General features: G+C 44.3%; 19 protein-coding genes and 1 riboswitch. Of the genes, 12 read left to right on the forward strand and 7 right to left on the reverse strand.

The window, feature by feature from the left end; translation table 11 throughout:
* Window positions 1–14 precede the first annotated feature (14 nt).
* The 3 genes from MKY14_RS03695 to MKY14_RS03705 are packed head-to-tail and all read right to left on the reverse strand — an operon-like array spanning window position 15 to window position 2,501.
* Complete coding sequence (locus MKY14_RS03695) at window positions 15–1,052, reverse strand: ABC transporter substrate-binding protein (RefSeq protein WP_312147898.1); 1,038 nt, start codon at window positions 1,050–1,052, stop codon at window positions 15–17.
* Window positions 1,049–1,825: an ABC transporter permease gene (locus MKY14_RS03700; protein ID WP_340975803.1), complete on the reverse strand. Its 777-nt coding sequence runs from the start codon at window positions 1,823–1,825 to the stop codon at window positions 1,049–1,051. The genes MKY14_RS03695 and MKY14_RS03700 overlap by 4 nt, the downstream gene beginning before the upstream one ends.
* Complete coding sequence (locus tag MKY14_RS03705; RefSeq protein WP_340975805.1) at window positions 1,806–2,501, reverse strand: ABC transporter ATP-binding protein; 696 nt, start codon at window positions 2,499–2,501, stop codon at window positions 1,806–1,808. The genes MKY14_RS03700 and MKY14_RS03705 overlap by 20 nt, the downstream gene beginning before the upstream one ends.
* A 198-nt stretch (window positions 2,502–2,699) precedes the next feature.
* Window positions 2,700–2,803, reverse strand: a riboswitch (TPP riboswitch).
* A 222-nt stretch (window positions 2,804–3,025) separates the two neighbouring features.
* Here MKY14_RS03705 and MKY14_RS03710 point away from each other — a divergent pair.
* The 3 genes from MKY14_RS03710 to MKY14_RS03720 are packed head-to-tail and all read left to right on the forward strand — an operon-like array spanning window position 3,026 to window position 5,350.
* The gene (locus MKY14_RS03710; protein ID WP_076183478.1) at window positions 3,026–3,862 is read left to right on the forward strand and encodes an amino acid ABC transporter substrate-binding protein; all 837 of its coding nucleotides are present in this window, start codon (window positions 3,026–3,028) and stop codon (window positions 3,860–3,862) included.
* 53 nt (window positions 3,863–3,915) lie between these two features.
* Window positions 3,916–4,584 carry an amino acid ABC transporter permease gene (locus tag MKY14_RS03715; protein ID WP_036686309.1) on the forward strand — a complete coding sequence of 223 codons (669 nt, stop codon included), beginning with the start codon at window positions 3,916–3,918 and terminating at the stop codon, window positions 4,582–4,584.
* Window positions 4,585–4,597: 13 nt separating this feature from the next.
* Complete coding sequence (locus tag MKY14_RS03720; protein ID WP_076189904.1) at window positions 4,598–5,350, forward strand: amino acid ABC transporter ATP-binding protein; 753 nt, start codon at window positions 4,598–4,600, stop codon at window positions 5,348–5,350.
* 95 nt (window positions 5,351–5,445) lie between these two features.
* Here MKY14_RS03720 and MKY14_RS03725 read toward each other — a convergent pair whose 3' ends face one another.
* A complete protein-coding gene (locus tag MKY14_RS03725) occupies window positions 5,446–6,102 on the reverse strand; it encodes an S-layer homology domain-containing protein (protein ID WP_076125959.1) in 657 nt (218 codons plus the stop codon).
* 318 nt (window positions 6,103–6,420) lie between these two features.
* Here MKY14_RS03725 and MKY14_RS03730 point away from each other — a divergent pair, with 318 nt between their 5' ends.
* A complete protein-coding gene (locus MKY14_RS03730) occupies window positions 6,421–6,900 on the forward strand; it encodes a Fur family transcriptional regulator (RefSeq protein ID WP_036686314.1) in 480 nt (159 codons plus the stop codon).
* Between the two features lie 73 nt (window positions 6,901–6,973).
* Here the strand turns inward: MKY14_RS03730 and MKY14_RS03735 are convergent, their stop codons facing one another.
* The gene (locus tag MKY14_RS03735; protein ID WP_036686316.1) at window positions 6,974–7,654 is read right to left on the reverse strand and encodes a TIGR00266 family protein; all 681 of its coding nucleotides are present in this window, start codon (window positions 7,652–7,654) and stop codon (window positions 6,974–6,976) included.
* A gap of 162 nt (window positions 7,655–7,816) precedes the next feature.
* On the opposite strand from MKY14_RS03735, the gene MKY14_RS03740 reads away from it, so the two are divergent.
* Together MKY14_RS03740 and MKY14_RS03745 are read left to right on the forward strand one after the other, a co-directional pair.
* Complete coding sequence (locus MKY14_RS03740) at window positions 7,817–8,023, forward strand: hypothetical protein (protein ID WP_076125962.1); 207 nt, start codon at window positions 7,817–7,819, stop codon at window positions 8,021–8,023.
* Window positions 8,024–8,084: 61 nt separating this feature from the next.
* Window positions 8,085–8,816 carry a class I SAM-dependent methyltransferase gene (locus MKY14_RS03745; protein WP_340397981.1) on the forward strand — a complete coding sequence of 244 codons (732 nt, stop codon included), beginning with the start codon at window positions 8,085–8,087 and terminating at the stop codon, window positions 8,814–8,816.
* Window positions 8,817–8,921: 105 nt separating this feature from the next.
* Here MKY14_RS03745 and MKY14_RS03750 read toward each other — a convergent pair whose 3' ends face one another.
* Window positions 8,922–9,740, reverse strand: coding sequence for an AraC family transcriptional regulator (locus MKY14_RS03750; RefSeq protein ID WP_076125965.1), 819 nt, complete (start codon window positions 9,738–9,740; stop codon window positions 8,922–8,924).
* A gap of 277 nt (window positions 9,741–10,017) precedes the next feature.
* On the opposite strand from MKY14_RS03750, the gene MKY14_RS03755 reads away from it, so the two are divergent.
* The 6 genes from MKY14_RS03755 to MKY14_RS03780 all read left to right on the forward strand — a co-directional run bounded on the left by MKY14_RS03755 (window position 10,018) and on the right by MKY14_RS03780 (window position 15,278).
* The gene (locus MKY14_RS03755; protein WP_076125967.1) at window positions 10,018–10,785 is read left to right on the forward strand and encodes a sugar phosphate isomerase/epimerase family protein; all 768 of its coding nucleotides are present in this window, start codon (window positions 10,018–10,020) and stop codon (window positions 10,783–10,785) included.
* The gene (locus MKY14_RS03760; protein WP_036686323.1) at window positions 10,778–11,875 is read left to right on the forward strand and encodes a Gfo/Idh/MocA family protein; all 1,098 of its coding nucleotides are present in this window, start codon (window positions 10,778–10,780) and stop codon (window positions 11,873–11,875) included. The genes MKY14_RS03755 and MKY14_RS03760 overlap by 8 nt, the downstream gene beginning before the upstream one ends.
* 22 nt (window positions 11,876–11,897) lie before the next feature.
* The gene (locus MKY14_RS03765; protein ID WP_076125969.1) at window positions 11,898–12,968 is read left to right on the forward strand and encodes a Gfo/Idh/MocA family protein; all 1,071 of its coding nucleotides are present in this window, start codon (window positions 11,898–11,900) and stop codon (window positions 12,966–12,968) included.
* Window positions 12,969–13,002: 34 nt separating this feature from the next.
* Window positions 13,003–13,971: a sugar phosphate isomerase/epimerase family protein gene (locus MKY14_RS03770; RefSeq protein WP_076101695.1), complete on the forward strand. Its 969-nt coding sequence runs from the start codon at window positions 13,003–13,005 to the stop codon at window positions 13,969–13,971.
* Between the two features lie 5 nt (window positions 13,972–13,976).
* Window positions 13,977–14,948, forward strand: a complete 972-nt coding sequence (locus tag MKY14_RS03775) for a phosphotransferase family protein (RefSeq protein ID WP_076126216.1) — start codon at window positions 13,977–13,979, stop codon at window positions 14,946–14,948.
* Window positions 14,949–15,020: 72 nt separating this feature from the next.
* Window positions 15,021–15,278 (forward strand): DUF2164 domain-containing protein, encoded by a 258-nt coding sequence (locus MKY14_RS03780; RefSeq protein ID WP_076125970.1) that lies wholly within the window; start codon window positions 15,021–15,023, stop codon window positions 15,276–15,278.
* 19 nt (window positions 15,279–15,297) lie between these two features.
* Here MKY14_RS03780 and fabV read toward each other — a convergent pair whose 3' ends face one another.
* Entirely contained in the window at window positions 15,298–16,488 is a 1,191-nt protein-coding gene (fabV, locus tag MKY14_RS03785) for an enoyl-ACP reductase FabV (RefSeq protein WP_076125972.1), read from the reverse strand.
* Between the last annotated feature and the right edge of the window lie 73 nt (window positions 16,489–16,561).

Genomic DNA, 16,561 nt, shown 5'->3' on the forward strand with positions numbered 1-16,561 from the left:
TAACTAACTAAACGTTACAGATTGATAAAAGCTTCCTGTGCTTTAATATCTTCTGGTAGAAGATCGTTGGTGGATAACCACAGCTGAACCTTTTCCCAAGATGTCGGGTCTTGATAACCAAAAGATTGATCGCCAGCATTCATCAGTGGCAGTAGAATCTCAAGACTTTTTTTCTCAATCTCCTTGTCGAGCGGTGAAGTTGCATCTTCATGTGCAACCAGTAAATCCAGGGCTTGTTCAGGATTCTGCTCCACAAATTCCTGTCCTTTTGTTATGGCATTTAGAAATTTTTTAAAGTAGGCTTCAGAATTTTGCAATCCTTGTTCGCTGGCCACCAGCACAAGCTCATAATAGTCAGGTACTCCGTAATCCGTTGGATTAAGCGAGGTGACCGGATGTCCCTCTTTTTCAAGGATCAGTTGTTCATGGTTGATGAACCCGCCCATTATTGCGTCCACTTGTCCTGTAGAGATCGCAGGGATAAGGTCAAAACCTACGTCAATTAGCTTGGCGGATGAAGGATCGCCTCCATCACTCTGGATCATTGTCCGAATCATTGCTTCATAGAGCGGAATGGAGGAATAGCCGATTTGTTTTCCTGCGAGCTCTTTGGGACTATGAATACTGCCTGCCTGAGGAACCATCAGATGATTCAGTGGATGCCGCACGATAGCTGCAATCGAACGTACAGGAATTTTCTCGCCGCGTGCCATAAGTACCTGAGGCTGATAGCTGAGCGCTAGATCAATTTGATTTGCTGCTACAAGCTTTAGGGCGTCATTGCTGTCCGCAGGCATTTTGATCTCGACATCCAAACCTTCCTCTTGGAAAAAACCTTGCTGTTGCGCAGCGTATAGAAAGGAATGAACGGCATTGGGATACCAATCAAGCATAATCGTCAGCTTGTGTGACTGCTTATTTTCGGTGTTGGAGGAACCGGTTTGGGAGTTGCTATTTAGCTTGTCTGCCTTCCCGCAGCTGCTTAAGAGCAAAAGTGTGCATACTAGAAATACAGAAATAAGTCCTCGTTGTGGTGATTTTAAATGATTCATTGGTTAGATCCTCTTTTCTTTAAAAATAATTGTTCGAGTAAAGCTATCGCCAGAAAAAGCACAACACCAAGCGCGGACAGCAGAAATACAGCCGCGAACATTTCATCGATCTGCATATTTCCGGCCATTCTGCGGCTGAAGTAACCGAGTCCTTTACTGCCGCCGAGCCATTCCCCGATAGTAGCTCCGATGACGCAGTATACAATGGACAGCTTTAAGCCAGAGAAAAAAGCAGGCAGCGCCAGTGGAATTTGGGTTTTGACAAGCAGCTGCCAGCGGTTTGCACCAAATGTTAATAATAAGTCCTTGTAAGTCTGGCCACTTGTACGAAGTCCATCATATGTACTCACTACGACTGGAAAAAAAGCCGTCAAAAACACCACAGCCACTTTGCTCCACAGCGTATATCCGAACCACATAATAAAAATGGGGGATAGCGCAATTAATGGGACCGTCTGGCTAATGATAAGGAAGGGATAGATGGCCTTTTCTACGGGGCGAAACAGGAACATTCCAATGCCCAGCAATACACCAAAAATCACAGAAAGGACAAAACCCACCAGTATCTCCTGTAACGTCGCCAATAAATGCTGTCCAAATAATAATTGCCTGTGCTCGATCAATGCGATGCCAATAGATGAAGGTGCAGGGAGAATAAAGGCTGGAATCAAGTGAAGGCGAACAGCTGACTCCCAGATTACAAGAATGAGCAGTACCAGAAGAAGGAAGGGACCATAGTTGTCTAGATGTTTTTTAAAAGGTATAGGTTGCATGCAATCTTCGCTCCAACTCTGCCCGTAGTGCTATAAACCGGGGTTCATAGTTCATCTTATAATGTCTTGGTTTTGGTAGATCGACATTGATCTCCTGTAATTCGCTGTGCGTACCGCCAGATAATAAATAAATCCGGTCACTGAGCAATAGTGCTTCTTCCAGATCATGAGTGATGAGCATAATCGTCTGATTCAGTTCACCCCATAACTCCAACAGCCAACGGTGTATCTCACGTTTGGTCATGGCATCGAGAGCGCCAAAGGGCTCATCCAGCAGCATAAGACCACTTCCGTCTCCAGCCACTAAGGTGCGCAGAAATGCTACTCGCTGTTTCATACCTCCCGAAAGTTCATGGGGATAAGCCTTCTCTACATCTGTTAAGCCGAAGCGGGCCAACATTTCCCGAATCTGAGTGATCGTTTTCTGTTTACTAAATCTGGGCTTGATCTCCCAGGGCAAAAGGCAGTTGTCGAGCACCGTTCTCCAAGGCAGCAATAAATCCTGCTGAGGCATATAAGCGATCTGACCTAAACGACTAGCGGTTGAGGGGAGCGTAGGGAGTTTTATTTTTCCATGAGTAGGTTCGAGTAAACCGGCAACCGTTTTGAAAAATGTGCTTTTCCCGCATCCGCTAGCACCTACTACGGAGACGAATTCCCCTTGCCTGATATCCATGGATAGATTTGCGAATACAGGGGGTTGTTCAGTTTCCGGAAAAGAGTAGGTTAGGCCTTGAATAGATAAAATGGTCGTGATGATCTAACCTCCTAATATTTTTGTGGAGCGTCTAAACAAATAAAGACCCATCCATTTCCAGAGGAAATGAATGGGTCAAAAAGTTCATTCTGCATAATAACACTTAACATGCTTGATGAAAATTCTGCTCCACTTCCCTCCGCTGGTATGATCCAGATCAGGTTCCAAGGGTCCGGAGCTTGAAGCTCCGTCTCAGTCGGCCGACTCCCCTAGTGAAATAACAGGTCCATATTAATTTGTTTATAAATATACCATATCTTTCTGAGAAGTAAAGAGAGAAAGAAGTGAAGGATTAATCCAAGATTGGGTAAGATATAAGTAGAAATCTAGTTAATATTACAATTCCGATGTATATAATCGGAAAAAAGTATTGACGATCATGTGATGGCAGTGTACTATTCAATTTACCGGAAAAAAACCGGATAGAGAGAGGGGATTTAATAATGAAAAAATGGAGTTTAACTATTATATTGGCGTTAACCGTGGTTCTTGTAGCGGCTTGCGGCAATAATTCGAATACCAATACGGCTGCTGAACCAACAGCTGGAACGAATGGTGGAGCAGCATCTTCAGCGCAAAACAGTTTGGAGGCTGTGAAGGCCAGCGGCAAATTGCGGATAGGTACAGAAGGGACTTATGCACCTTTTACTTATCATGACACTGCGGGGAAATTGACGGGTTTTGACGTGGAAATTGCCGAAGAAGTAGCCAAACGTTTAGGTGTTGAAGCTGAATTTTTTGAAACTCAGTGGGATGGTATTTTTGCTGGGATGGATGCGAAACGGTTTGATGTCATTTTTAATGAAGTTTCCATTAACGAAGATCGCAAAGTGAAGTATGATTTCTCTGAACCCTATATTGTATCCAAGGCAGTATTGATCGTGAGCGAAAACAATGAGGATATTAAGACCTTTGCTGATCTAAAGGGTAAAAAAGCCGGACAATCCCTGACCAGTAACTTATCCGACATCGCTCGTGAGAACGGTGCTGAAATCGTAGCTACGGACGGTTTCAATCAAGCGATGGACCTGCTGACTTCGGGACGTATTGATGCAACTGTGAATGATGGCTTGTCTTATCTGGATCTGAAAAAACAAAAACCAGATGCAAAAATTAAAGTGGTTGATGAGATTCCTGAAGGCTCACAAAGTGCCGCGGTATTCCTGAAAGGCAATGATGAGCTGGTGAATGCGGTCAGTGATGCGATTAAAGAGATGAAAAGTGATGGAACGTACTTGAAAATTTCCGAGAAATACTTTGGAGCTGACGTTTCAAAATAATACAAGGCTAGCAAGGCTAATTAAGCCTAGAAGCTAAAAAGGATGTCTGAATAATGGATGACCGCAAAATACAAATTTTCTTAGATACACTGCTACCCCTGCTTAAAGCCGGGGTGGCTTTTACCATTCCGTTGGCGCTACTTTCCTTTGTGCTTGGATTGATTTTGGCGATCCTAACCGCGTTGGCACGTCTTTCACCGTGGGTAATTCCGAAGCTAATCGCCCGTTTTTATGTATGGGTCATTCGGGGAACCCCGTTGTTAGTGCAGCTATTTATTATATTTTATGGTTTGCCGGCTGTTGGTATTGTACTCGACCCTTTCATTGCCGCCACCATTGGATTTACCCTTAGCGTAGGGGCTTATTCATCGGAAATCGTACGCGCTGCTATCCTGTCGATACATAAAGGCCAGTGGGAAGCTGCCTTCTCAGTCGGGATGACTCGTGGGCAGGCTCTGCGCCGCGTAATTCTGCCACAAGCTGCACGCGTTTCTGTACCGCCGTTATCCAATTCTTTTATTAGCTTGGTCAAAGATACATCGCTTGCAGCGATCATCACCTATACGGAGATGTTTAGAACTGCTCAGCAGGTAGCCTCTACCACTTATGAGCCTCTGCTGGTATACTCCGAAGCAGGATTGTTTTATTTAGTGTTCTGTTCTGTGCTGTCGGCGCTGCAAAATTACTTGGAGAAACGACTCGATCGTTACTCTGCGACCTAAAGGAGAGATACTTGTGATTGAAATCATTAATTTGCATAAATCCTTCGGCGCACTCCAAGTGTTAAAGGGTATTGATCTGAAAATGGAGCATGGAAAGGTACTTGTCATTATTGGGCCATCCGGCTCCGGAAAGACTACACTGCTGCGCTGTTTTAATCTGTTGGAAATCCCGGATCAAGGCAGCCTGTCACTCGGGGATATCACCATCAATTTTACAGATCATAAGAAAATTCCTCAGAATTCCGTATTAGCTCTTCGGCAGAAAACAGGGATGGTCTTTCAATCGTATAATTTATTTCCGCATATGACTGCGCTAGGCAATGTGATGGAGGGACAGGTAACTGTCTTGAAACGAACCAAGGAAGAAGCTCGTAAGCGGGGCCTTCAACTGCTGGCTAAGGTGGGTTTGGCTGATAAAGCTGATAACTATCCACATCAGCTGTCAGGAGGACAGCAGCAGAGAGTGGCCATCGCCCGGGCTATGGCAGTAGATCCAGAAGTGCTGTTGTTTGATGAGCCCACTTCGGCGCTCGATCCCGAGCTGGTAGGGGAAGTGCTTAAGGTCATCAAACAATTAGCAGCAGAAGGTATGACTATGGTGATTGTGACCCACGAGATGAAATTTGCCGCCGATGTAGCGGACCGGATCATTTTGATGGATGGCGGTCATATCTTAGAGCAAGGAACTCCGCAAGAAGTGCTGGAGCATCCGAAGAATCCCCGGGCTCTGCAATTTCTGAATAGACTGAATGGTGAAGAAGAGTAGAAAGACAATACACAAGAAAAAGCAGCTCGGGAATCATCCGGAGCTGCTTTTTCGTGTGTAGATTATTCAAATGAGAAGAGTAACTGATATTTGGCTTATCCTCCAGTTTTCAGGAACTCCAAAGCGTTGTAGAGCATAATCGCAGCTTCGGCACGGGTGAGTTCGCTTTTTGGATTAAACTTTCCGTTAGCGTCTAGAGTATTGATCTTGTATTTCAGGGAGCGCTGAATACTGCCTTGATATGCAGGGGTCAGTGACGCTTCATCAGCGATATCTACTGGAACGATATTGATCATCGGCAGATTACCTACGCCTTCGATCGCTTGCACTAGATAGTTAGTGAATTGCTCTTTGGTCATAATTAGGCTAGGATCAATGTCTTTTGGTAGCTTAACTTGATTGTAATAAGCATTGATAAAGGCTTCAGCGTACCAGGCTTTGTCTTTTACTTTTGTGAACAAGCCGCTGGCAACAGGAGCTTTGTTAAAGTCAATGGCTGCGAGGCTGAGCTGAAGACCGCCGGAGATAAACTGAATCCCTTGGGCTGTAGTTACCTTAGAGCCAGGGAGAAATTGAGATTCGCTGACACCTTTAATTAACCCTTGATTTTTTAAAGAAATGATTTTTTCTTTGCCGTTTATGTTATCAATATCCTTAAAGGTGTTCCCAGCTGCAAACATCTGACCACCCAAAGAAAAGGAGAAAATGGCTACGGTTGTGATCGCTGCTAGTGTGCTTTTTTTCATGTTCATGTCTTTTCACCTCGTTGTATGGATAGGCTCCTTAGCCTTTGTCACTCCTTTAACGTTGTAAATTATGGAAAGGTTGCGGTCTAATCTGTATTATTTCACGAAAAAGTAGATTTTAATAGAAATATAGGCCAGATTGGGGTGTAGTACTTTGGATAAGTGGCATGAAATGATATAATGATGTCAGGCTCTTTTCATTCGTGGTTAATTTTGTTATGATTATATCGTAACGATTACTATTTATGGTTTGTCTTAACTGCATAAATAGGAGCGTCTCAGAGGGTACGGATGTTAAATCGTTCCGGGAAGGTAGGAGACCAAATGGATCAAATATCAAATATCAGTCAATTGTTTGCGGCGCAAAAATATAAATTAACGCCTCAGCGTGAAGCTATAGTGAACGTTCTGCTCGACAATGAGAAGGATCATTTAAGCGTAGAAGAAGTATATATGCTTGTTAAGAACAGCTATCCACATCTGGGCCTGGCAACGGTATACCGTACACTTGAGCTTTTATGTGAGCTACACATTGTAGAGAAGATGAACTTCGGAGACGGAGTTGCCCGTTACGATTTGCGCGGGAACGATCATTCGCATATGCATCATCATTTGATATGCAGCGTATGCGGTCGGTTGGAGGAAATTAAGGACGACTGGCTTGTGGAGCTGGAGAGAAGAGTGGAACGTGAATATGGCTTTAACGTCACGGATCACCGCCTTGATTTCAAGGGTACTTATGGAACATGTAAACGTACTGGCTGCAAAAAAGCAAAAGCAGAAGCAGATAAAGCAGTCTCGTAAGATTGCTTTCTAACCTAAAGACACAGGCTTTCTCCAAGCCTGTGTCTTTTTTGATTACTGCGTTCTAGGAAGTCTAGCTTCGAGTAGGTACAAAGGATTTGATCCACGTTCCGAAACTGCCAGGGTTACGGCTCTGAACGAGAATTACACCTTCTCCACGGAAGCGGCAGACAAGTGCTTCACCACTAGTTATGCTGTTAAGCCAGCCAGAGGCTGCCTTTTCCACCTTGTAGTCCATATAGTCTGGCCATGCTACGAGGTGTCCGTTATCGATAATCATTTCTTCACCAGGTCCTAAATTTATTGCATGGATAGCACCGAAGGAAGACAGGAACACCGTTCCTCTGCCACTGATTTCTACAATGAAGAAGCCTTCACCGGAGAAGAGCCCTCTGGTTAAATTCTGCATTTTGGTATTTACTTGAATGCCTTCAGTTCCGGCGAGAAATCCGTCTTTTTGAACTAACAGTTTATACGATCCGTCTAATTCTATCGCCTGAATATCGCCGAGTGAGCCAGGCGACAGCAATACCTCACTTTGACCACGGGTCGCTCTAAGTTCTTGAAAGAAGAATTTCTCACCGCTCAGCATTCTCCCGAGACCGCGCATTAAACCACCATCCACGGTTCCTTTTAATTCTACGTTAGGTGACATCGCGACCATTGCGCCCATTTCAGCCTTTACGCTTTCACCGGGATTTAGTTGGACCTTTAACATAGCAAAAGCACCTTCATACAAAACCTGGTAATTCATCCTTTAAACCTCCGCATCTATTTAGATAAGATAGAATACTAGCTTTGCTCTAAGTGTAACGGAATTCTTGCTTCGCTCATAGTCTGGAATATGTTAAAATGAAGTTGTCTTATAGATGTAAGATCAATAATCATTCACCCATGAATAGGAGAGTGGTGTCACATGGCACGAACCAAGACACAAAAAGCCTTGCGTAAGGCAGAGCGCTCCGGAGCCTGGTGCGCAGCACAGAGTCGTAGATTGAATAGTGATTATGGAGCCATTTCACAGCATGTACGATTAACACCAAGCAAGCAGGAACAATTGAATAAGAATAGATATAAGGGGCAGATCTTCCAAGATGATGCTCCTTTTTTATTGGCTATTTGATAAGAGAACATCGCTCAGCGTATAGTAATTGAAGAAATAATATATAGGAGATGTATCCCTGATGAAACAAAATAAATATGACGATTCGAATTTCTTCTCCGCCTACCAGCAAATGCCCCGTTCTATTGGAGGGCTTGCATCAGCAGGAGAATGGCATGTATTAAAGGCGCTTCTTCCAGACTTACATAATAAAAGTGTGCTTGATCTAGGCTGCGGCTTCGGCTGGCATTGCCTATATGCTCGTGAGCAGCAGGCGAGTTCAGTTATAGGTGTGGATATCTCTGAAAAAATGCTGCAACAGGCGCGTGAAAAAACGAACGATCCTGCTATAACTTATATCCAGCTGCCGATTGAGGACATTGATTTTACGAGCGAGCAATTTGATGTGGTCCTCAGTTCATTGGCTTTTCACTATATTGAATCTTTTGCAGCCATCTGCCGAAAGGTGCATTCGTTTCTTAAGCCTGGCGGGAGTTTTATTTTTTCAGTGGAGCATCCAATCTTTACTTCACGTGAAGAGCAAGACTGGTATGCCGATGAGCAAGGCAACCGCCTGCATTGGCCCGTAGATCATTATCAATCAGAAGGACTTCGTGAAACGAAATTCTTAACAGAAAATGTGATTAAATACCATCGCACGATTTCCACCTACTTTAATGACCTGATTGAAGCTGGCTTTACTATTAAAGTGGTTAAAGAACCAAAGCCTTCAGAAGAAATGAGTAATGATCCATGGATGAAGGATGAGGAGCGTAGACCGATGTTCCTGATCATTTCGGCTGTGAAAGAATAATCTCATGCTCACGAGTTATGTTCGAATATAGAAGCAGGGGTTGTCCTAGAAGTAGCTTTTTCTACTAAGGGACAACCCTTTTGCAATGAAACGGGGTTTCTTCATTTACACCTGTTCTCTGCTATGCACACGATATTCTCTTGGTGACATCCCGAAACGACTTCGGAAGACCCGGTGAAAATAGGTATAGTTCGCAAAACCACAAGTTTCTGCTACTTGCTCCAGCGGCATGGGACTGAAGGTTATCCGTTCTCTGGCCATTTCCAGTCGGACATCGTTTACATATTTAATAATACTGGTCCCAAAGGCTTCCTTAAATAAATGAACGGCCCGCGAGACGGATATACCCACAAAACCTGCTACATCCTCCAATAGAAAGGGTAGGGTTGCGTGCTCCTCAACATATTGCTTCATTCGGTATGCCAGATAACCTTTTGGAGTAATTGCTGGCTGATCTGTAATTAGCCGATCGATTTCCATACATAGAATTTGCAGATAGCAGGCAGATATTTCTGGAGAGAAGTCGGAAAGTCGACGGTGCTCCAGAATCAATTGGCGAAACAAGCCAAGAAAACTCTCACTAAGCGGCACACTTAGGCGAGTGGGTCTTTGTGAACGTTGCCACCATTCATCAATCCATGTTCCTCCGCAAAAGATATGATAATCTCCGCTTTCAATTCGTGGCTTGCCCACAGGGTACTCTTCTTTATCTATGATCAAATAGTAAGGATCATTTGGAGCGAATAACATAATATCTCCGCTTTCCACAGGTGACATCACACCATCGATCAATGCACGGCTTCTTCCTTCCGTTTGCAGACGTATAAGAAAGTTCTGGTTCCCTTGACTTTGAGACATATGAAAAGGCTTGCGATGAAAAGAAAATCCGGCTGATAATACGTGACAGGTAGCAGAATGAGTCATAGGTCCTCCTGGGTGTATTGAAATGATAAGCAGATTGTTCATGTTTTAATCATATTATTCATTTTAATATATACGCTTTCATATTACTATGTAGCTAAGCAATAAAGAAAGAAATCGACCATCAACGCTAGAAACAGTCGGTATTAGCTGTGCTTACAAGAATGACAGTTTAAGGAAACTGATGTGAATCAGATTAGTCAATTCTGTTACAGCATTATTGTTCAAGTGATTGTCACTACAGAAAGCTAACTTTAAATCCAATTGGAGTGATTCGAAAATGCTGAAGATAGGCCTGCAATTGTATACGCTCAGAGAAGAACTGGAACAGGATTTTGAAGGGACACTGCGTAAAGTAGCAGCCCTTGGTTATAAAGGTGTGGAGTTTTTCCATTACTTCGGCCGTAGCGCAGCAGAAGTCAAACAATTGCTTGATGAACTTGGACTAGTAGCGCTGGGCGCACACCGTCCCTATGACGCGTTGTTGAATGATACAGAGGCAGAGATCGCGTACAACCTGGAGATTGGAAATCATCATCTAATTGTGCCGTATCTGTCAGAAGAACAACGTAACTATGAAGAAGTTGCTGCGAATCTGAAGATTATTGGAGAAAAGTGTAAGGCGCGTGGAGCGGTTCTTTTGTACCATAATCATGACTTTGAGTTAACTGATCGATATGGTGACCGTACAGCGTTTGACGGTTTGTTTGAAGAGGTGCCAGCTGATTTGCTGCAAGTTGAAATGGATACATGCTGGGTACATCATGCAGGTTATGATGCCGTAGAATATATCAACAAATACGCTGGCCGGTTGCCAATCATCCATCTTAAAGATTTGAAGAAACATGAGGATGGTTCACCGGAAACGGTTGTTCTAGGCGAAGGAGAAGTAAACCTTACAGCAATTCTTGATGCGGCTGTACAGGCAAAGGTAGAGTGGGCGGTAGTGGAGCAGGATTATTGCAGCCGTTCACCATTAGGAAGTGTAGAAGATAGTTTGAAATGGGTAAAAGCATACGCTAATCAAGGGGGAAATGTTCATGTCTAAAAAGTTGAGAATTGCTATTGTCGGTTGCGGTGGAATTGCTAATGGAAAACATATGCCAAGTTTGTCACGTCAAGCAGATGCTGAAATGGTAGCCTTCTGTGATATCGTCGAAGAACGTGCACAGGAAGCAGCAAAAACCTATGGTGCTGAAGGCGCGGCTGTATATACAGATTATCAAGAGCTTTTGAAAGCCGGAGGATTCGATATCGTGCATGTATGTACACCGAATGACAGTCACTCCGTGATCACAATCGCAGCATTGGAAGCTGGCAATCATGTAATGTGTGAGAAGCCAATGGCGAAGACTACAGCTCAAGCACAGGAAATGTTAGAGGCTGCCAAACGCACTGGCATGAAATTGTCTGTAGCTTATCAGAACCGTTATCGTGCGGATAGTGAATATCTTAAAGACGTTTGTGAAAACGGTGAGCTTGGTGAGATCTATTATGCAAAAGCGATTGCCGTTCGTCGTCGTGCGGTTCCTACATGGGGCGTATTCCTGGATGAAGAAAAGCAAGGCGGCGGTCCACTGATCGATATCGGTACGCATGCGCTTGATCTAACATTATGGATGATGGACAATTATAAACCGCGTAGTGTTATGGGCTCGACTTTCCATAAGCTTGGTAACCGTAAAAACGGCGGAAACGCCTTTGGTCCATGGGACCCTGAACAATTTAAAGTAGAAGATTCAGCATTTGGATTTATTACCATGGAAAATGGTGCTACAATTGTACTGGAATCAAGCTGGGCTCTTAATGTATCTGAATTTGGAGAAGCGAAGACGCTCCTAGCAGGTACAGAGGGTGGTGCAGATATGAAGGACGGGTTACGCTTAAATGGTGACCGTGGTGGCCGTCTATACGAGACTAAAATTGACTTGTCCGCAGGGGGAGTAGCTTTCTTTAACGGAGGACAAGAGAGTGAATCCGATCGTGAAGCTCGCTTGTGGCTTGAAGCAGTTCGGGAAGATAAAGAACCAGTAGTTAAACCTGAACAAGCCCTTGTCGTTACCCAAATTTTGGAGGCTATTTACGAATCTTCCCGTACAGGTCGTGCTGTGTATTTTGACGGAACATCAGATAACTAAACGAGAAGCAGGTGTGAAGTTCATGAGTTCAAACAGACATTCTGTAGTCATTGTTGGTTTTGGAGGAATGGGAAGTTATCACGCAGGATTGATAAAAGAGACCTCTACCTTAATCGTAGTTGGAACGTACGATGTGCTTGAAGCACGTCGTACCAATTCCAACGACGCTGGCTACAAGGCGTACCAAAGTTATGAAGAAGTATTGGCAGATTCTTCGGTCGAAATTATTCTAATTGCCACACCGAACGATGTGCACAAAGAAATTGCGATTCGTGCATTACAAGCTGGCAAACATGTCATTTGTGAGAAGCCAGTTGCTCTATCAAAGGTTGAATTTCAAGAAATACTGGCGGCGGCTGATCAAGCTGGACGTGTGTTTATGGTGCATCAGAACAGACGTTGGGATGAAGATTTTTTAACCATCAAAAAAATGTACGACGAGGAGACGATTGGATCCCTATTCCAGATCGAATCCCGCGTGCACGGAGCGAACGGAATTCCTGGAGACTGGCGTCATGTTAAGGCACAAGGCGGAGGGATGCTGCTGGATTGGGGCGTTCACTTATTGGACCAGCTATTATTCATGATTGATAGCAAAATTACCAGTGTGAGCAGTAGTTTAAGCTTTATTTTAGGAAACGATGTCGATGACGGTTTTGAAGCTATTCTGCAATTTGAGAATGGAATTAAAGCGATCGTAGAGGTTGGGACGACTAACTTTATTACTTTGCCAAGATGGTATGTGAAGGGTATCGAAGGCACTGGAATTATTGAAGACTGGTCTTTAACTGGAAGATTGGTGACAAGAAATAATGCAGGCGAAAAAATCGAACCGAAGCCGATTCGTGCAGGTGTAGGACTAACTAAAACTATGGCACCTCCATCGGAGGGGGCAACGATCACTGAGGAATTACCTCAGCCGTCGGAGTTAAGCTCTAGCTTTTATGATAATTTCGCTGCTGTCATTGAGGGTACTGCAGAACCTATCGTTAAGAACGCTGAGGTTATGCGGGTACAGAATTTGATTGAAGTTATTTTTGAAGCTGCTGAGAGTAATCAAGTGGTGAAGAATTTTGATATCTACGATAAATAATAAGTAAACTATTTCCAAGAGGAGGTGGCCTACAATGAAACTTGGAGTATTTATGGTCTTGTTTGGAGGTCGTAAGCTGGAGGATGCTCTTGATTACGTAGTATCCAAAGGGCTAAAGGCGGTAGAAATCGGTACGGGAGGCAATCCTGGCAACAGCCACTGCGACCCTAAAATGCTGCTGGAGAATGAAACAGCCTTACAAGAATTCAAACATGCCGTGGAATCTCGCGGACTTACAATCAGTGCTTTGAGCTGCCACGGTAACCCATTGCACCCGCAAAAAGAACTTGCTCAAAAGGATCATGAGGATTTCGTAAACTCGGTCAAATTGGCGCAGAAGCTAGGGGTTCCGGTTGTGAATACCTTCTCTGGATGTCCTGGAGATCATGAGGGTGCTAAATATCCGAACTGGCCTGTAGCTCCATGGCCCAATGATTATCAAGAAATTCTGGACTGGCAATGGGAGAACAAGGTTATTCCTTATTGGAAAGAATGGGGTGCCTTTGCCGCTCAGCATGATGTAAAGGTAGGTCTTGAGCTGCATGGCGGATTCTCTGTACACACACCAGGTACTCTGCTGCGGCTGAGAGAAGCAGCAGGTGAAGTGATCGGTGCGAACCTTGATCCGAGTCACATGTGGTGGCAAGGAATTGATCCTGTGCAAGCGATTCATATTTTGGGACGCCAAGGTGCAATCCATCACTTCCATGCGAAGGATACCGTTATTGATCCTGTGAATGTCAATATGCACGGATTAACTGATATGCAGTCGTATACCAAGATGCTTGACCGTGCTTGGCAGTTCCGTTCTGTCGGCTTTGGACATGATCTTAAGACTTGGGCTGACATTATTAGTGCACTTCGTTTGGTTGGGTATGACTATGTGGTTAGTATCGAGCATGAAGATGGGCTGATGTCTATTGAAGAAGGTTTCTCCAAAGCTGTAAGTAACCTTCAACAAGTATTGATTGAGGAGCCACTGACAGAAATGTGGTGGGTTTAAACGAAATGGAGAGCTTCACGAAAGTTAAATTAAATGATGAACAGCTGGATATTTTGGTGAAAGCGGTTTTCGGTTCAGAAACTGCGGTTAACCTTAGTTCAGAACTTACGGGAGGCTTTTTTAATACAGCCTATGATTTGGAACTCAGCACTGGGAAATCTGTCATTCTAAAGGTTGCCCCTGCTGTAGAGACAGATACGTTAAGTTACGAGAAGAACATTATGCGAACTGAAGTGGAAGCTCTCCGTATGGTTGCAGATAAGGGTGTTGTGCCCGTGCCTGCCGTCTACCATTATGATGAAAGTCTGCTGCTTATTCCTATTCCGTATTTCTTTATGGAGAAGGTGGAGGGCCAGCCCTACAGTGATGTAAAGGAGAGTCTTTCGCTTCCGGAGAGAGACGCTATCGAAACTGAGCTGGGGCGTTACAATCGCATAATCAATGAGATACGCGGAGAACGTTTTGGCATTTTTGGAACGGATTTAGAGGAGCCAAGAGCCTCGTGGAGAGAGACCTTTTCATGCCTGATGGAAAGTGTACTTGCTGATGCCAAGAGGCTGAATGCACAGCTCCCTGCGTCCAGTGAAGAGATTATGCAGGAGGTTTCCAAGTATCTCCCTGCATTAGATGCCGTAACCGAGCCACGACTGGTGCATTGGGATTTATGGAATGGGAATGTATTTGTGAAGGATGGAGTCATCGTATCGCTGATTGACTGGGAGAGAGCCCTGTGGGGCGATGTGCTGATGGAGTATTATTTTAGGCATTTTGAGAATTCTGCCGGTTTCTATAAGGGGTACGGAACAACCTACGACAGTCCGAACGAGATTCAGCGGAAGAAGCTTTATGATCTTTATCTTGATCTTATTCTTGCTATCGAATGTTATTCACGCAAATATGCAGACGAAGGTTATGTCCGTTGGACGCATGATAACTTGACTGAGGGTTGGAACCGTTTTAAAGGCAGCAGTGAATGAAGGTTATAGGTGTGAAAAATGACGTGCGAAAGCACGTCATTTTCCTGTATCTAATTAGATTGGAGGATTACCATGCAGCCGTTAAAAATACCGAGAGAGCATAAGCTTCAGATTACAGCTAGTATTCAAGAATATTTTGACACAGAGCTGTCCAGTGAAATTGGGCAATTAGCCAGCGAGAACCTTCTCGATTTTATGCTCAAAGAACTTTCGCCTTATATTTACAATCAAGCGTTGGCAGATGCACGAAAAATGATTGAGCAAAAGATGATTTCTCTGGAAGAGGAGATTTATGCTCTCGAACAACCCTTATCCTCAGGCAGAAGATAATCCAAAAACACGATTAATTTTAGCGCAGATTTATAACAGTTACGTCTGGATCAGTATCAGCTTCGTAATCTACACCTTCAGTCTCGAATCCAAATAGCTGGAAGAATTCCTGTTTATAGCTATGCAGATCCGTTAGGTCGTAGATATTGTCTGAAGTAAGCTGGTCCCAGATTTCTATTACTTCTTGCTGGACTGCCGGAGACAATTCCCAATCATCTATACGGATACGCCCTTCTTCATCCACAGGAGTTCCTTTCGCTGCGTAGAGATGTTCAGCAAACAACCGATAGGTTTGCTCAATACAACCTTCATGAAGACCGTGCTCTTTCATGACTTTGTAAAGGGCGGAAATATAGAGGGGCACGACAGGAATCGCCGAGCTGGACTGTGTGACAAGACCTTTTGTGACCGCTACATAAGCTCTACCGTGAGTAACAGATAACGCTTTGTTAAGTGTTCTTGCCGTAGCTTCGAGATGGTCTTTAGCAAGTCCAATCGTTCCCTGGCGATATACGGCTTGAGTAAGCTCTGATCCGATATACGAATAAGCAATAGTGGTTGCGTGATCAGCTAATACTCCGGCTTGCTGGAGTGCTTCTATCCATAACTGCCAATCATCACCGCCCATCACCCGTACGGTATCATGAACTTCCTTATCGGTCGCGGGTTCGATGGAGATTTGAGTGACTTCACCCGTATGAAAATTTACAGTTTTGTTGGTAAAGGTGTCGCCAATAGGTTTGAGAACAGAGTTATATACTTCACCTGTCTCCGGGTCTGTACGGCGCCCAGAAGCAACACTGTAGATGACCAAATCGACTTGTCCTAATTCGCTGCGGATCAGCTGAATCGTTCTTTCTTTGGTCTCTTTGGAGTAAGCATCTCCGGTAACGCTGTAGGATTGCAGGCCTGCAGACTCCGCAAGTTGTTCGAAGGCGGCGGAATTGTACCACCCAGCAGAGGCTGTACGGGCTCCATTGCTGCTGCTCGGCCGATATACACCTACTGTGCTGGCTCCAGCCCCAAAGGCGGCTGTAACCCGTGAGGCGAGGCCGTAGCCTGTGGATGCGCCAATGACAAGCACCTTCCGGGGTCCTTTGATCGCGGGTTGTGCCTTAATATACTCAATTTGCCGCTCGACTTGACGAGCGCAGCCTTGCGGATGTGCGGTTGTACATATAAAGCCACGTGTTCTAGGTTTTATGATCATAATAATAGTTTCCTCTCTTTCATGAAAAGCAGCTAATGATACGTGTTATTTCTAATTTTAACAATTTTCATTC

The sequence above is a fragment of the Paenibacillus sp. FSL R5-0887 genome, from assembly GCF_038002305.1.
GTDB lineage: Bacteria > Bacillota > Bacilli > Paenibacillales > Paenibacillaceae > Paenibacillus_AQ > Paenibacillus_AQ odorifer.

What these genes read in the sequence shown, in the direction of transcription:
- MKY14_RS03695 (WP_312147898.1), bottom strand. Translation starts at nt 1,052, where the DNA reads ATGAATCATTTAAAATCACCACAACGAGGACTTATTTCTGTATTTCTA.
- MKY14_RS03700 (WP_340975803.1), bottom strand. Translation starts at nt 1,825, where the DNA reads ATGCAACCTATACCTTTTAAAAAACATCTAGACAACTATGGTCCCTTC.
- MKY14_RS03705 (WP_340975805.1), bottom strand. Translation starts at nt 2,501, where the DNA reads ATGGATATCAGGCAAGGGGAATTCGTCTCCGTAGTAGGTGCTAGCGGA.
- MKY14_RS03710 (WP_076183478.1), top strand. Translation starts at nt 3,026, where the DNA reads ATGAAAAAATGGAGTTTAACTATTATATTGGCGTTAACCGTGGTTCTT.
- MKY14_RS03715 (WP_036686309.1), top strand. Translation starts at nt 3,916, where the DNA reads ATGGATGACCGCAAAATACAAATTTTCTTAGATACACTGCTACCCCTG.
- MKY14_RS03725 (WP_076125959.1), bottom strand. Translation starts at nt 6,102, where the DNA reads ATGAACATGAAAAAAAGCACACTAGCAGCGATCACAACCGTAGCCATT.
- MKY14_RS03730 (WP_036686314.1), top strand. Translation starts at nt 6,421, where the DNA reads ATGGATCAAATATCAAATATCAGTCAATTGTTTGCGGCGCAAAAATAT.
- MKY14_RS03735 (WP_036686316.1), bottom strand. Translation starts at nt 7,654, where the DNA reads ATGAATTACCAGGTTTTGTATGAAGGTGCTTTTGCTATGTTAAAGGTC.
- MKY14_RS03740 (WP_076125962.1), top strand. Translation starts at nt 7,817, where the DNA reads ATGGCACGAACCAAGACACAAAAAGCCTTGCGTAAGGCAGAGCGCTCC.
- MKY14_RS03745 (WP_340397981.1), top strand. Translation starts at nt 8,085, where the DNA reads ATGAAACAAAATAAATATGACGATTCGAATTTCTTCTCCGCCTACCAG.
- MKY14_RS03750 (WP_076125965.1), bottom strand. Translation starts at nt 9,740, where the DNA reads ATGACTCATTCTGCTACCTGTCACGTATTATCAGCCGGATTTTCTTTT.
- MKY14_RS03755 (WP_076125967.1), top strand. Translation starts at nt 10,018, where the DNA reads ATGCTGAAGATAGGCCTGCAATTGTATACGCTCAGAGAAGAACTGGAA.
- MKY14_RS03760 (WP_036686323.1), top strand. Translation starts at nt 10,778, where the DNA reads ATGTCTAAAAAGTTGAGAATTGCTATTGTCGGTTGCGGTGGAATTGCT.
- MKY14_RS03765 (WP_076125969.1), top strand. Translation starts at nt 11,898, where the DNA reads ATGAGTTCAAACAGACATTCTGTAGTCATTGTTGGTTTTGGAGGAATG.
- MKY14_RS03770 (WP_076101695.1), top strand. Translation starts at nt 13,003, where the DNA reads ATGAAACTTGGAGTATTTATGGTCTTGTTTGGAGGTCGTAAGCTGGAG.
- MKY14_RS03775 (WP_076126216.1), top strand. Translation starts at nt 13,977, where the DNA reads ATGGAGAGCTTCACGAAAGTTAAATTAAATGATGAACAGCTGGATATT.
- MKY14_RS03780 (WP_076125970.1), top strand. Translation starts at nt 15,021, where the DNA reads ATGCAGCCGTTAAAAATACCGAGAGAGCATAAGCTTCAGATTACAGCT.
- fabV (WP_076125972.1), bottom strand. Translation starts at nt 16,488, where the DNA reads ATGATCATAAAACCTAGAACACGTGGCTTTATATGTACAACCGCACAT.